Raw genomic sequence first — 14145 nt, forward strand, 5'->3', positions numbered from 1 at the left:
TAGTGTGCGGGCTGAACTACAGCTGGAGACACGCGTTCCCGCCCGAACGGAGTCCCACGATGGTCGAGCATGCCCAAAAATCGCGGTTGTCCCGCCGCTCGGTGCTGGTTGCGCCGGCCGCGGTTGCCGGGGGAGCGGTGTTGACCGGGGTGACTATGGCCCCCGACAGCGTTGCCGCGGTTCGGCAGATCACTCTGTACGCCGAGCCGCTGGCAGGCGGGTTGTTCGGCTACGGACTGGCGCCCGGGGAGGCGACTATTCCTGGGCCGCTGCTGGAGATCTACGAGGGGGACACTCTCGAGATCGAGTTGGTCAACAACACCGATCAGCGGCTGTCGATCCATCCGCACGGCGTCGACTACGACGTGAACTCCGACGGGAGCCCGTTGAACGCCTCGTTCAACGCGCCCGGCGAGACCCGCACGTACGTCTGGCGCACCCGCAAGCAGGTCGACATCGGCAACAACCGGTTCATGCCCGGCAGCGCCGGCTACTGGCATTACCACGATCACGCGATGGGCAACGACCACGGCACCCCAGGGATCCAGAAGGGCCTGTACGGCGGTCTGATCGTTCGCCGGCGTGCCGATCTGATCCCGGACCGGCAGTTCACGGTCGTGTTCAACGAGATGCTGATCAACAACAAGAAGGCGCCGGACAGCCCGATGTTCGAGGCCCGCCAGGGGGAGCGGGTCGAGTTCGTCTGTATCGGGCACGGCAATCTGCCGCACACGTTCCACCTGCATGCGCACCGCTGGGCCGACACCCGGACCGGCATGCTCACCGGTGCGAACGATCCGAGCCCGGTGATCGACACCAAGAACCTCGACCCGGGCAGTTCGTTCGGATTCCAGGTGCTTGCCGGCGACGGCGTCGGGCCGGGCGTGTGGATGTACCACTGCCACGTGCAGATGCATTCCGACCAGGGGATGGTCGGGCTGTTCCTGGTCCGCAACCCCGACGGGAGTATGCCGGCCGGCGCGCAGGCGGCGATCGACCGGTTCCACCAGCACCACGTGGCCGGGCCGCAGGCCGATCACTCAAACCATCACGGCTGAGGGGGAACGATGAGGCTCAACCGTCGTACGGCGGCCGTTCTGGTCACCGCAGCATTGGCGTTCGGCACCCAGGTGGTGCAACCGGGCAGCACGCAACCAACCGCGCAGGCGGCGCCAGTCGCAGCGACCACTGCCACCGATGTGGCCGTGAACGTGCTGGTGTTCCGTGGCGAACCCGAAAGTCAGCTGGATCCGGTCGAGCGGGCGACCGACGCGATCGCCGGCATCGGGCAGGCCAACGGGATGACCGTGCACGTCAGCTCGGACCCGGCCGTCTTCACGCCGGCCAAGCTGGCGACGTACCGCGCGGTGGTGTTCTTGTCCGCACAGGGAATCGTGCTCAGTCGCGAGCGCGAGACGGCGCTGCAGAACTACATCAAGGCCGGCAACGGCTACCTCGGCATCGCCGATGCGTCGAAGTTCCAGCCGGACTCCGAGTGGTTCACCGGCCTGATCGGCGCGCGCCCGGTCGGCGCGCTGCTGCCGCCGCCACGGCCGGTGGCGGCGGTGACGGCCAGCGGCGAGAACCCGCCGAACGAGACCAAGGAGAAGCTGACCGACGGGAACCCGAACACCAAGTGGCTGGCCCGTACGCCGACCGGCTGGGTCGCGATGCAGCTGACCGAGCCGGCCGCGGTGACCAGGTACTCGCTCACCTCCGCGAACGACTTCGTTGGCCGGGACCCCAAGAACTGGACCCTGCAGGGCTCGAACGACGGCAGTACCTGGACCGACCTGGACACCCGCACCAACGAGGTCTTCGCCGAGCGGCACCAGCGGCGGGTATTCGAGGTCGCGAACACGACGCCGTACGCGCATTATCGCCTGAACATCACCGCGAACGGCGGTGAGCCGCTGATCCAGCTCGCCGACCTGCTCTTCTACATCGGTGACTCGCAGCCGCCGCCGGAGCCGACTCCGCAGAGTGCGGTGGTCAACCTGCTGGATCGACAGCACCCGGCGAACGTCGGTCTGCCGCTGAACCTGACCCGGACCGACAAGTGGCGCAACTGGGCGACGAACCCGATCGGCACCGTGCACACCGTCGCGCAGGTCGAGGAGCGGCACTACAACCCGGGCCCTGGCTCCAACGGCCCGTTCCACCCGATCTCCTGGTGCCGCGACTACAGCGGCGGCCGGTCGTTCTACACCGGTATGGGCGGCACCGACGGCAGCTACGGCGAGGCCGCGTTCCGCAAGCACCTGCTCGGCGCGCTGAAGTGGACCACTGGAATGGTCCGGGCCGACTGCCAGGCGACGATCGCCGCCAACTACACCGTCGAGCGGCTGACCCCGCCAAACCAGACCGGCCAGCTCGACCAGATCGGTGAGCCGCACGGTATGACGATCGCGCCGACCGGCAAGATCTTCTACGTCGGCAAGGCGGCCTGCCCGACCGGCCCGGTGGTCGACTGGGAGAACCCGAACGTCGGCCTCGGCTGCGGCACCATCCACCAGTGGGATCCGGTTGCCAAGAAGGCGAAGCTGCTGACCACGCTCCCGGTGATGGGCAATCGCGGCTCCGGTGACGAGCTGATCAAGAACGAAGAGGGTCTGCTCGGCATCGTGCTGGACCCGAAATTCGCCGAGAACGGCTGGTTCTACGTCTACTGGATGCCGCATGACACCGTCGACCGCGTCCGGCACACCGGCAAGCGGACGGTCTCGCGGCTGACATACAACGCCACCAGCGAAACCGTCGACCTGGCGAGCCGCAAGGACCTGCTGCAGTGGGAGGTCCAGCAACACAGTTGCTGCCACGCCGGTGGCGGGATGGCCTTCGACTCCAAGGGCAATCTGTACGTCGGCTCCGGCGACAGCAACTCCTCCGGCGGCTCGAAGGGGTACTCCGGCAACAACTGGACCGAGGAGTTCGGCGGACTGTCGTTCCAGGACGCCCGCCGTACCTCCGGCAACACCAACGACCTGAACGGCAAGATCATCCGGATCCACCCGGAGCCGGACGGCACTTACACGATCCCGGCCGGCAACCTCTTCGCGCCGGGTACGGCGAAGACTCGGCCGGAGATCTATGTGATGGGCGTGCGGAACATCTCCCGGCTCGCGATCGACCCGGAAACCGACTGGCTGACCGCGGCCTGGGTCGGGCCGGATGCGGGTTCGCCGGACCCGGAGCTCGGGCCGGCGAAGTACGAGACCGCGACGATCATCACCGAGGCCGGCAACCACGGCTGGCCCTACTGCATGGGCAACCGGCAGCCGTACCGGAACCGCAGCAACACCGACGCCGATGTGTTGACCGGCTGGTACGACTGCGACAACCCGCTGAACACCTCGCCGCGCAACACCGGCCTGGTCGAACTGCCGCCGGTCAAGGACAACATGATCTGGTACTCACCGGGCGGCGGCGGGCCCGTGTTCCCGAAGCGCCCGGGGAGCTCGATCCCGACGTACCAGGCGGAGGACGCGGTCTACACCCAGCCGTACTTCCGAGAAGGTGGTGGGCAGGCCGTGATGTCCGGGCCGACCTACCACTACGACCGGGTGAACACCAAGAGCGGTGTGGCCTGGCCGAAGTACTGGGATGACAAGTGGTTCATTGGCGACAACTCGACCCCGAACCGCCGGACGGCGGTGACGGTCGATCCGGCCGGAGTTCCGACGGCGCAACCGCCGGCGTTCGGCGAGACGTTCCAGCACATCATTGCCGGGGGCAACGGTAGTAACCAGGTGCAGAGCTGGATGGACGCGCGGTTCGGACCGGACGGTGCGCTCTACGTGCTCGACTACGGCGGCGGATTCTTCACCCTGCACCCGAACCAGAAGCTGGTGAAGGTCAGCTACAAGGGCGGCCCGCCGACGCCGCTGCCGAAGGCCGCCGCGGTCGCGGTGCAGAACAAGCCGCTGACGTATGCGTTCAACGGCACCAAGGCCGGTGGGGTGTCGTACGCGTGGACGTTCGGCGATGGCACCACCTCGACCGAGGCCAACCCGCGGCACACCTATCTGAGTCCCGGCCTGCAGACCGCCAAGGTCACCATCACCTACGCCGACGGGACCACCGCGGTCGCGACGGTCGCGGTCAACGCCGGCTGCGTGATGGCGGACCAGGGCGCTCAGGTGACGATCGGGGACTCCGCCACGACGGTGCCGAACCGCAACGCGGGCGGCGGCTGCAAGGTGGACGATCTGATCGACGACGAGAGCACCTGGGCTACCCATGCGCTGTTCGTCACGCATGTCCAGCAGGCCACCCGGCAGTTGCGGCAGCGCGGGATCATCACCGTCGCCGAACGGGACGAGCTGATCGCGGTGGCGCGGGCGTCGAACGTCGGCAAGCCCGGGGTCACGGGCTACGAGCCGCTGTTCGACGGTACGAACGAATCGTTCTACGACTGGGCGCAGGCGCCTTCGGGACAGTTCGCCGTACAGCCGGATGGGTCACTGAAACCGTCCGGCGGGCTCGGCATGCTCTGGTTCGCAAAGAAGCCGTACGGCGACTTCTCGCTCAGACTGCAGTTCCGCGATGTTGCGCCGGATGCTGTTCGCGCGAACAGTGGCGTGTTCGTCCGGTTCCCGGATCCGCGCACACCGCTCGAGCAGCGGCCGCTCGGCAGTTGCGGGACTGTTGGCTCGGCTCGCACTTCACAGGCCTGGGTGGCGATCTACTGCGGCCACGAAGTCCAGCTGTACGACGGTGAGTCGGGCGAACCGCAGAAGACCGGGTCGATCTACAACTTCGACCCGAACGGACTGGCCGCGGCCCGGCCGACCCCGAAGGGACAGTGGAACGAGTACGAGGTCAAGGTGGTTGGGCAGCACTACACGATCATCCGCAATGGCGTGGTGATCAACGAGTTTGACAACGTCCCGGGGCTGCAGTCGTCGCGGCCGAGCGATCCGTCGACCGACCTGCGGCAGTACGTCGAGGGTTACATCGGGCTGCAGAACCACGGGGACAGCGACCTGATCGAGTTCCGCAATATCCGGATCCGGGGGTTGTGATGAGACGCGTACTCGCTGGGTTGACCGCCGTACTGGTGATGCTGGTTCCTCAGTCGATGCCTGCACTGGCGTCGGTGCCGGCGGAGCCTGCCGCCGACCAGGTGCTGACCTGGACCGCGGGAAACAGCACCGAGGCCTACACCACGGCGCCGGCCCAGGCGGTCGCCGGTCCGACCACGATCGTGTTCGAGAACAGCGAGGCCACTGGCAACACGACCGACATGTCGCACACGCTGACGTTCGACCGCTCGACGCCGGGCTACAACCACGACGTCGACGTGAACATCCTCGCGTACCCGGACGACGGGAGTAACGGCCGGCATACGGCCGAGGTGACGCTCACACCGGGGAAGTATCGGTACTTCTGCGCCATTCCGGGGCATCCCCTGATGGTCGGTGAGTTCACCGTCACCGACGACGGTGACGACACCACCCCGCCGACCGTCACCGCTGCCGTCTCCGGGCCGCAGAACCCGGACGGTCACTACCTCGGCCAGGCCACCGTCACGGTGACCGCTGCGGACGCCCAGTCCGGGGTGGCGTCGGTGGAGTACGAGCTGGACGACACCGGATTCAAGCCGTACACCGCGCCCGTGGTGGTCAGCGCAATCGGCGATCACACGGTGCAGTACCGGGCCACCGACCACGACGGCAACGTGTCGCCGACCGGATCGAAGGGATTCCGGGTGGTCGAACGTCCGGAGGACACCACTCCGCCAACGGTGACCGCAGCCGTCACGGGCGAACAGGATGCTGACGGCAACTACCTTGACACCGCTCGGGTGACCGTCACCGCGACCGACGCCGAGTCCGGCGTGAAGACGGTCGAATATCAACTCGACGGTGGCACTTGGACGCCGTACCAGGCGCCTGTGGACGTGAACACCCCGGGCATGCACATGCTGCACTACCGGGCCACCGACCAGGCCGGCAATGTCTCCCCTGAAGGGATGGCGCACTTCACGGTGGTTGAACAGGACTCTGTGCCACCGGTCGTGACCGCAGCTGTGTCCGGCACGCAGGATGCCAACGGCAACTATGTCGACAAAGCGACGGTTGCGGTGACCGCCACCGATGCCGGGTCCGGTGTGGCCTCGGTGGAGTACCAGCTCGACGGTGGCGCCTGGACGGCGTACACAGCGCCGATCGAGGTGGCCACGAACGGCGCGCACTCGGTCGCGTACCGGGCAACCGATGCCGCCGGCAACGTCTCCGCCGTGGGCACCGCAACGTTCACCGTCGTACCCTCCGACGGCGACAGCACGCCGCCGACGGTGTCGGGCTGGCTGACCGGAAACCAGAACGCCCGCTGGGAATTCGTCGACCGAGCAACCCTCAACGCCACCGCCACCGACGCCGGCGGCATCAGATCGATCGAGTATGCGTTGGACGGCGGCCCCTGGACGCCGTACACCGCGCCGGTCGTGATCACCGCAGCAGGCACCCACACCGTCAAAGTCCGAGCCACCGACAACGCCGGCAACATCGCACCCGAACTATCCGGCACCTTCACCATCGTCAAAACCACCGCAAAACAACTCCGCCCCGCCCACCAGCCCTTGCACTAGCTCAGTACCAGTAGGGATTCTGCGCGACGTACGGCGCCTCGAGCGCTTCGACCTCTTGCTCGGTGAGCTGGAGGTCGAGTGCGGCGACCGCTTGGTCGAGGTGGTGCGATTTGGTAGCGCCGACGATCGGTGCTGCGACGACCGGCTTGGTGAGGAGCCAGGCGATCGCGACCTGGGCCATCGGGACGCCGCGCGCTTCGGCGACCTTCTGTACGGCGTCCACGACGGGCTCGTCCGCGGGGGTGTCGAAGGTTCGGGCCACCTCGTCGGTCGAGGAGCGCGCCGTCCGGGTCCCCCAAGGGCGGGTGAGGCGTCCCTTGGCCTGGGGTGAGTAGGGGATGCTGCTCACGCCCAGGTCGCTGCACAGCGGGAGCATCTCGCGTTCTTCCTCGCGTTTGAGCAGGTTGTACTGATCCTGCATCGACACGAACGGCGTCCAGCCGTGCAGGGCGGCGGCGTGCTGGAGTTTGGCGAACTGCCACGCCCACATCGACGAGGCGCCGAGGTACCGGACTTTGCCGGCCTTCAGCACGTCGTGCAGTGCCTCCATGGTTTCCTCGACGGAGGTGTCCGGATCGAAGCGGTGAATCTGGTACAGGTCGATGTAGTCGGTGCCGAGCCGGGTGAGGGAGGCATCGACTTGTTCGAGAATCGCCTTGCGGGACAGGCCTTGGCCGCCGGGCCCGTCGTGCATGCGGCCGAAGACCTTGGTGGCCAGTACGACGTCCTCGCGGCGGGCATACCGTTTGACGGCACGGCCGACGTACTCCTCGGAGCTCCCGAGCTGGTAGGTGTTGGCGGTGTCCCAGAACGTCACGCCGAGTTCGATCGCCTGGCGGAAGAACGGCTGCGCGGCGTCCTCGTCGAGGGTCCAGTTGTGCAGGCCTTGACTGGGGTCGCCGTAGCTCATGCAGCCCAGTGCGATGCGGCTGACCTTGAGTCCTGAGTTGCCGAGCCGGGTGTACTGCATGGCGCCTCCTCAGGCGGTTCGGTGGAGGGTTTGGGGGACGACGTGGTGTTCGACGAGGTTGAGGATGATCAGGAGTGCGGCCAGTAGGGCGACCGAGGCGATGGCCGGAATGCTGGGTGCCACGGCGATAAGGCCCAGGCAGACCGCGGCGGCGACCAGCCGGGGAGTGGCCAGGGTGTGGAACATGTGCCAGCGGGTGAAGGCGAACGCGCCGAGGTAGATGCAGGTGCCGGTGAACAGCAGGGCAGCCTCGTCGAGGTGCAGTGCTTCGGCAGGCTCCCGTACGGCGGCGCCCATGGCCACCGCGATACCGATGATCCCGGCGATGAGCACCAGGTGCCCGTACGAGAGCACGGGCCGGATGATCTCGATCCGCGCGGTGGCCGACTCGATCGCCTCGTGGATGGCTGGGGCGGAGAAGGCGAAGTACACCCACCACAGTCCGCAGCAGACGGCGAAGGCTGCTGCCAGTGCACCGAGCCTGAGGGCGTCGAGGTCGTGTTCTCCGGCCGCGGATCCGGTCTCGATCACTGTTTCGCCGAGGGCGATGATCACGAACAGCCCGAATCGCTCGGCGACGTGGGATGCGTTGAACGGTGCGGAGCTGAGTCGCTTGCGAGCCAGGAACGGAACGCTCAGATCGATCAACGCGGCGCCGGCCCAGACCGCCGTACGAGGCCCGGCAGGCAGCAGGGCTCCCACCACGAAGAGCGGCCCGGTGAGGAACGCTCCCACGGTGAACGTGGTGAAAGCGGCACGATGCGGCAGGCCTTGAATCGCGAGCAACAGAACGATCCTGGCCGCCCAGTACGTTCCACCGAACCAGAGGGCCGCGTTCTCGAACGTCATCGGCAAGGACAGCCCGAGCACCAGACCGCAGAAGGCGACCGCGAACATGCCCAGCCGGCCCCGTACGGTGTCGACCTCGTGCAGGTTGGCGTGCATCGTCCCGCCGACCCACACCCAGAAGACCGGGATGAACACGATCAGAGCGCGCAAGGCGCCGAGCCATGAATGATCGTGATGTACCAGCTCCGACGCTGACGTGACGGCGAAGACGAAGACCAGATCGAAGAACAGTTCCAGCCAGGTCACGCGCTTCACGGTTGGTTCCCGCTTCCTGCGTGAGTGGGCTCGGCGGCCCAGGAAGCCAGCAGGCGCAGACCCTCGTACGACGGCGTGCCGGGCTCGGCTGTCCAGACGATGATCTGCAGGTCGGGGTCGGCGGCCCAGGTGACGGCGTTCCAGTCGAGGTGCAGGTCTCCGACGACGGGGTGGCGGAGGTGTTTGGTGCCGGTGTCGCGGGTCGCCACGTCGTGGGCGGCCCACCACTGCCGGAACTCGGCGTCCTGGACCGAGAGTTCGCCGACGAGCTCGGCCAGCTTCTCGTCGCCCGGGTTGTTCGCGTTGTGCATCCGCATCTGGGCGATGGCGAGCCGGGTGACTCCCTCCCAGTCCGCGTAGAGCTCGCGCATGGCGGGATCGGTCATGAGCAGCCGGATGTAGTAGCGCTGCTGCTCGGGGATCTTCCCGAAGTCGGTGATCATGGCCGCGCCCAAGGCGTTCCACGCAACGATCTCGGTGCGCGGGCCGATCACGAAGGCGGGGGTCAGCACCATCCCGTCGAGCATCCGCTGCAGCTGCGGCTGAACCTTCGGGCGCGGGCGACGCCGTACCGGGCGGTAGTCGTCCTTCGCCGCGAGCTCGTACATATAGCTCCGCTGATCGTCGTCCAACCGCAGCACCCGGGCCAGCGACTCCAGCACCGGCGGCGACGCCTGGATCCGCCCCTGCTCGAGGCGGGAGTAGTAGTCGGTGCTGATGGCAGCCAGTACGGCGACCTCCTCCCGCCGCAGGCCCGCGACCCGCCGCGGACCCGTGGCGGGCAACCCGACAGCGGCCGGATCGAGCTCAGCTCGGCGCGCCTTGAGGAACGCGCCGAGATCGGTGCGGTGGAGATCGCGGTTCATACCTTCAGCGTCGCATTACCGGCCGGGGTTGTCATAGGGAGAGTTTTGTCCCTGGCACGTGCTTGCCCGCAGCAAGGACACGGCGCGGCGTCAGCCAAGAGCCGTGAGCAGTTCCCGGGCCAGTGGGACGGCCGAGCCTGGATTCTGGCCGGTGAGCAGAGTGCGATCCACCTCGACGTGCGCTGTGAACGGCGCGAATTCCTGGTAATCCGCGCCCAGATCGGCCACTAGGCGGTCCTGCAGCAGCCACTTGGCATGGAGTGCTCCTTGCTCAGTGAGGTGGTCTCAGCCGTTCAGGACTTCGCGTACTACGTGGCTGTCGGCGGCCTGGCGTAGGTGGGTGAGCTTGCCGTCGCGGATCGTCCACAGGTGGATGAAGCGGGCGTCGGCCTCGGCCCCGTTCTTGCCGACGGCGTGATAGTGGCCGAGGACAACGACATGGTCGTCGTCGGTGGCGAAGAACCGTTCGCCGTGGCCGGCGAAGGAGGCGAAGGCCGGAATGAGGTTGCCGAAGAAGTCGCGGCTGACGCTCTCCCAGCCGTGGTAGATCCCGCTGTACGGGAAGCCGGGGGTGATGTCCCAGACCAGATCGGGTGCGATGACCTCGGCAGTGACCTCAGGGGCCATGCCGGAGTCGTACAGCCGGCGGACGAGGACGGTGTTCGGTGATTCGGACATCAGGGATCTCCTTCAGGGGTGAACGCGCCTGCTGTCCAGGACGCGAGGACGCGGAGTGAGTCGTCGGAAGGGCTGCCGGGTTCGGCGGTCCAGACGATCAGGTGTTGTTCGGGATCGGCCGCGCTGGTGAGGGTGTCCCACTCGAGCGTGAGGGCGCCGACCAGCGGGTGGTTCAGGTTCTTGGCTCCAACACCGCGACCCGGTACGGCGTCTGTGCCCCACCAGGTTCTGAACTGCTCGTCCCGTGTGGACAGCTCACCGACCAGGGTGCTCATCCGCGGATCACCCGGGGTGCCGGCTGCCTCGGTTCGCAGTTGGGCAACCGCTCTTCGGGCGACGTTCTCCCAGTCGGGGTAGAGCGTGCGCATCGCGGGGTCGGTGAACAGCAGCCTGACGTAGCTTCGGTGCTTGGGCGGGATCGACCCGAAGTCCGTCACCAGGGCTGCGGCCATCGCGTTCCACGCCAGGATGTCGGTACGGCGGCCGAGCACGAAGGCCGGGATCGCGGGCAGCTCGTTCAGCAGACGTTGCAGGTGTGGCTGCACGATCTGACGGGCACGCCGATAGCGGCGTTGGAACACCTCGTTGCCGGCGAGTTCGAACAGCTGGTTGCGCTGGGCAACGGTCAGCCGTAGTACCTGGGCGAGCGTACCGAGAACCGGGCCCGTCACCGCTACGCGGCCTTGTTCGAGACGGGTGTAGTGCGTGGTGCTGATAGCCCCGAGCAGGGCTACCTCCTCGCGGCGCAATCCGGGCACCCGGCGTCGCTGCCGGGTCTCGGGCAGGCCGACGTCCCTGGGAGTGAGCTCGGCCCGGCGAGCCTTGAGGAACTCTCCCAGCTCACGGAGGTTCGACATGGCTTCACGATGACAGCTGTAGCGTCTCTGGTGAGAGGGAGAGTTCTCTCCCTGTTCCGCTCCGGCCAAGCACCCAAAGATGAAGCTCGGAAGGAGCCGACACCATGACAGCACCGTTCGTCGACGTACACGCGCACTTCGTCACGCCGTCGTACATCCGCGAAGCGACCGCCGCCGGTCATGTGCATCCCGATGGGATGGATCAATGGCCGGTCTGGTCAGCCGAGGCGCACCTGGAGTTGATGGATCGCCATGGTATCGACACCGCATTGCTGTCGATGTCGTCCCCCGGCGTGCACTTCGGCGATGACGCCGCCGCCCGCCGTCTCGCCCGGCAGGTCAACGAGGACGCCGCCGGCCTGGCCGCTGAGTACCCGGGCCGCTTCGGGTTCTTCGCGTCGGTCCCACTGCCCGACGTCGACGGCTCGCTCGAAGAGATTGCCTATGGCATCGATCACCTCGGCGCGGACGGCGTCGTACTGATGACCAATGCCCTCGGCAAGTATCTGGGCGACAGCAGCTTCGAGCCGGTCTTCGCGGAACTGGACCGGCGCCGGGCCGTCGTCTTCCTGCACCCCACCTCACCGGTGTGCTGGGAACAGTCGGCACTCGGGCGTCCGCGCCCCATGGTCGAGTACATCTTCGACACCGCGCGGACCGTGACCGACCTGCTCATGTCCGGGGTGATCGCGCGCCACCCGAACCTGACAGTGATCGTTCCGCACTGCGGTGGTGCGTTACCCGTTCTGGCCGACCGCATCAACGAGTTCATGACGCAGTTCCTGGGCTCACAGTCAGCCGGACCCAACGCGCTGGAGCAACTGCGTCGCCTGTACTACGACCTCGCGGGCCCGGCCATGCCACGCCAACTGCCGGCGCTCCAGCAACTCGTCCCGCCGGATCGTCTGCTGTTCGGCAGCGACTACTGCTGGACGCCACTCCCGGTCGCCGGCACACACATCGCAGCCATCGACGCCGCTGACCCGCCGACCGAAGGAGCCACCTGGCGGTCGCTGACAACCACCAACGCCCGGCGCCTGTTCCCCGGCCTCGCCCACCAGCCCTTGCACTAGCCGCCAGTCCAGCCTATGTCCAGCTTGGACCGGGTGCGGGGGAGTACGGGTGGAGTACGGGCAGCGCCGTACCGGTGGGGCACCTTAGCCTTTCGGCGAAACTTGCAGAGAGGACAGCACCATGCTGCGTCGATTGGTTTTGCACAGCAAGATGCGTTGGGCGGTGGTCCCGACGCTCGCGGCGGTCACGGTGGCCGCCGTCGCGACCGCAGGCCCGGCAAGCGGGCAGACCCAGGAAGGCGCCGCCGAGCCGTATATTCCTGCTCGTTATACGTCCCAGGTCCTTGACTGGCATCTGTGTGCCGAAGGCGAGTTGCCTCCGTCGTCACGCGACGGCGTCGACGAGCTGGAGTGCGCGAGTTACCGAACGCCGCTCGACTGGGGCACCCCCGACGCGCGGCTGGACATCACCATCGCCGTGAGCAGGCTGCCGTCGACCGGTGCGACAACGGACAGCCTGCTGATCAACCCCGGCGGCCCTGGCGCGCCCGGGCGGACCTATGCCGCCAAGGTGTACCACCGCGACCGGGTGCGCGAGCACCATGAGGTCATCGGGTTCGACGTGCGCGGTACCGGCGGGAGCGACAACGTCACCTGCGCTGGCGGCATCGGTACGGAATTCCAGTTCGACATGCGCGACCGGAGTGCGGGAAACCTTGACGCCATCCTCGATCACGTCGAGGGCACCGTCGACGACTGTCACCAGCTCTCCGGTGACTTCGGGCCGCTGGTCAACCAGTTCCAGACCACTCACGACCTGAACCTGCTGCGGGTGCTCCTGCACCGCGACAAGATCGACTGGCTGGGGTTCTCGGCGGGCACGTGGCTCGGCGCGCACTTCGCGCAGCGGTTCCCCGAGCACGTCGACAAGGTCGTGCTCGACTCGGTCGGCGACCTCACGCTGAGCCTCCACGAGTCGTGGGACCAGCAGCCGCTGGGATTCGAGCGGCGGTGGCGTACGGACTTCCTGCCGTGGTTGGCCAAGTACCACACCCAGTACGGCTACGGCAGGACTGCGGAAGCGGCACGGCTGACCTACGAAAAAGTTCGTGCCGCCCTTGCCGAAGAGCCGGTCGTACTCGATGGACTGCCGCTGGGCCCAAGTCAGTATGACTGGGACATCGACGGCGGGCTGTACTGGAAGGGCTACTTCGCCGACACGGCGGACTACATGGCGGCTGTCAAGATCCTCGTTGACCAACGGTCCACAGCTGGGGAGAAGGCCGCCGCGCGCACGACTGCCGAGAAGGTCGTGGCGAAGCGCGACGGCGGCCCAAGAGGTCCGCGTCCGCTGGTGGCAGGCGACTACCCGACGGCGGCCTACGACGACGCGTACGACGCCAGCTTCTGGCACTACTCGTGCAACGACGGACCGATCACCGGTGACCGCCAGTCGCAGATCGAGAGCTCGACAACGCAGGGCACGCGGTACCCGAAGGTCGGCTGGAGCTGGGTGGCGCTGCCCTGCATCTTCTGGAACAACCGACCAGCCGAACAACAGGAACTCAACGGCGAGGGCGTGCCCCCGGTGCTGATGGTTCAGTCGGAGCGCGACCCCGCGACCCCGATCGAAGGCGCCCGCAACGCACACAAGGCGTTCAAGGGATCCAGGATGGTGACCATCACCAACGACGGAAACCACGGCATCTACGCCAGCGACAACACCTGCGCCAACAACGTCGTCGAGGACTACCTCGTCGGTGGCGTGGTGCCCGCGGACCGTACGTGCCCAGGCACCCCCCTGCCGACGCCGTAACACGGACATGAAACGGCTCTCGCCTCAGTGGTCGCCTGGGGTGATGAGGCCGGTTTCGTAGGCGAGGACCACTGCTTGGGCTCGGTCTCGGAGGGTCAGTTTGGCGAAGATGCGGGCGGCGTGGGTCTTGACTGTTGCTTCGCTGAGGGTGAGGTGGGCCGCGATCTCGGCGTTGGAGCGGCCGTGGCCCATCAGGGTGAGGACTTCCAGTTCGCGGGGAGTCAGGGCGGTCAGGTCGCGGTGGAGGGC

General features: G+C 67.1%; 12 protein-coding genes. 6 read left to right on the forward strand and 6 right to left on the reverse strand.

Features of this window, described 5'->3' with window-relative positions; translation table 11 throughout:
• The first annotated feature begins 59 nt into the window (after window positions 1-59).
• The 3 genes from E1261_RS09360 to E1261_RS09370 are packed head-to-tail and all read left to right on the forward strand — an operon-like array spanning window position 60 to window position 6592.
• Window positions 60-1058, forward strand: coding sequence for a multicopper oxidase domain-containing protein (locus E1261_RS09360; RefSeq protein WP_132404846.1), 999 nt, complete (start codon window positions 60-62; stop codon window positions 1056-1058).
• Window positions 1059-1067: 9 nt separating this feature from the next.
• On the forward strand, window positions 1068-5024 hold the full coding sequence (locus E1261_RS09365) for a ThuA domain-containing protein (protein ID WP_132404848.1): 3957 nt from the start codon (window positions 1068-1070) through the stop codon (window positions 5022-5024).
• The gene (locus tag E1261_RS09370) at window positions 5024-6592 is read left to right on the forward strand and encodes an OmpL47-type beta-barrel domain-containing protein (RefSeq protein WP_165952433.1); all 1569 of its coding nucleotides are present in this window, start codon (window positions 5024-5026) and stop codon (window positions 6590-6592) included. Before E1261_RS09365 ends, E1261_RS09370 begins: the two co-directional genes overlap by 1 nt.
• 1 nt (window position 6593) lies before the next feature.
• On the opposite strand, the gene E1261_RS09375 is transcribed toward E1261_RS09370, so the two are convergent.
• Genes E1261_RS09375 through E1261_RS09385 form a run of 3 tightly spaced genes read right to left on the reverse strand, consistent with a single transcriptional unit; the run spans window position 6594 to window position 9532 of the window.
• Entirely contained in the window at window positions 6594-7562 is a 969-nt protein-coding gene (locus tag E1261_RS09375; RefSeq protein ID WP_132404850.1) for an aldo/keto reductase, read from the reverse strand.
• Between the two features lie 9 nt (window positions 7563-7571).
• The gene (locus E1261_RS09380) at window positions 7572-8657 is read right to left on the reverse strand and encodes a low temperature requirement protein A (protein WP_165952434.1); all 1086 of its coding nucleotides are present in this window, start codon (window positions 8655-8657) and stop codon (window positions 7572-7574) included.
• A gap of 5 nt (window positions 8658-8662) precedes the next feature.
• Window positions 8663-9532, reverse strand: coding sequence for a helix-turn-helix transcriptional regulator (locus E1261_RS09385; RefSeq protein ID WP_132404854.1), 870 nt, complete (start codon window positions 9530-9532; stop codon window positions 8663-8665).
• Between the two features lie 45 nt (window positions 9533-9577).
• Between E1261_RS09385 and E1261_RS45195 the strand changes: the two genes are divergently transcribed.
• Window positions 9578-9763 (forward strand): hypothetical protein, encoded by a 186-nt coding sequence (locus E1261_RS45195; protein ID WP_165952435.1) that lies wholly within the window; start codon window positions 9578-9580, stop codon window positions 9761-9763.
• A gap of 54 nt (window positions 9764-9817) precedes the next feature.
• Here E1261_RS45195 and E1261_RS09395 read toward each other — a convergent pair whose 3' ends face one another.
• Both E1261_RS09395 and E1261_RS09400 read right to left on the reverse strand, forming a co-directional pair.
• Window positions 9818-10210: a nuclear transport factor 2 family protein gene (locus E1261_RS09395; protein WP_132404856.1), complete on the reverse strand. Its 393-nt coding sequence runs from the start codon at window positions 10208-10210 to the stop codon at window positions 9818-9820.
• Window positions 10210-11067 (reverse strand): helix-turn-helix domain-containing protein, encoded by an 858-nt coding sequence (locus E1261_RS09400; protein WP_132404858.1) that lies wholly within the window; start codon window positions 11065-11067, stop codon window positions 10210-10212. Before E1261_RS09400 ends, E1261_RS09395 begins: the two co-directional genes overlap by 1 nt.
• Window positions 11068-11171: 104 nt before the next feature.
• On the opposite strand from E1261_RS09400, the gene E1261_RS09405 reads away from it, so the two are divergent.
• A complete protein-coding gene (locus tag E1261_RS09405; protein WP_132404860.1) occupies window positions 11172-12140 on the forward strand; it encodes an amidohydrolase family protein in 969 nt (322 codons plus the stop codon).
• Window positions 12141-12261: 121 nt separating this feature from the next.
• Window positions 12262-13896: an alpha/beta hydrolase gene (locus E1261_RS09410; protein WP_202874530.1), complete on the forward strand. Its 1635-nt coding sequence runs from the start codon at window positions 12262-12264 to the stop codon at window positions 13894-13896.
• A 24-nt stretch (window positions 13897-13920) separates the two neighbouring features.
• On the opposite strand, the gene E1261_RS09415 is transcribed toward E1261_RS09410, so the two are convergent.
• Window positions 13921-14145: response regulator transcription factor (locus E1261_RS09415; RefSeq protein ID WP_132404862.1), on the reverse strand; the 225-nt coding region annotated here is incomplete at its 5' end.

The sequence above is a fragment of the Kribbella albertanoniae genome (genome assembly GCF_004348455.1).
GTDB lineage: Bacteria > Actinomycetota > Actinomycetes > Propionibacteriales > Kribbellaceae > Kribbella > Kribbella albertanoniae.

Excerpts from the sequence above, each read along its gene's own strand:
- E1261_RS09370 (WP_165952433.1), top strand. The coding sequence starts at position 5,024 with ATGAGACGCGTACTCGCTGGGTTGACCGCCGTACTGGTGATGCTGGTT.
- E1261_RS09375 (WP_132404850.1), bottom strand. The coding sequence starts at position 7,562 with ATGCAGTACACCCGGCTCGGCAACTCAGGACTCAAGGTCAGCCGCATC.
- E1261_RS09360 (WP_132404846.1), top strand. The coding sequence starts at position 60 with ATGGTCGAGCATGCCCAAAAATCGCGGTTGTCCCGCCGCTCGGTGCTG.
- E1261_RS09405 (WP_132404860.1), top strand. The coding sequence starts at position 11,172 with ATGACAGCACCGTTCGTCGACGTACACGCGCACTTCGTCACGCCGTCG.
- E1261_RS09365 (WP_132404848.1), top strand. The coding sequence starts at position 1,068 with ATGAGGCTCAACCGTCGTACGGCGGCCGTTCTGGTCACCGCAGCATTG.
- E1261_RS09395 (WP_132404856.1), bottom strand. The coding sequence starts at position 10,210 with ATGTCCGAATCACCGAACACCGTCCTCGTCCGCCGGCTGTACGACTCC.
- E1261_RS09400 (WP_132404858.1), bottom strand. The coding sequence starts at position 11,067 with ATGTCGAACCTCCGTGAGCTGGGAGAGTTCCTCAAGGCTCGCCGGGCC.
- E1261_RS09385 (WP_132404854.1), bottom strand. The coding sequence starts at position 9,532 with ATGAACCGCGATCTCCACCGCACCGATCTCGGCGCGTTCCTCAAGGCG.
- E1261_RS09410 (WP_202874530.1), top strand. The coding sequence starts at position 12,262 with ATGCTGCGTCGATTGGTTTTGCACAGCAAGATGCGTTGGGCGGTGGTC.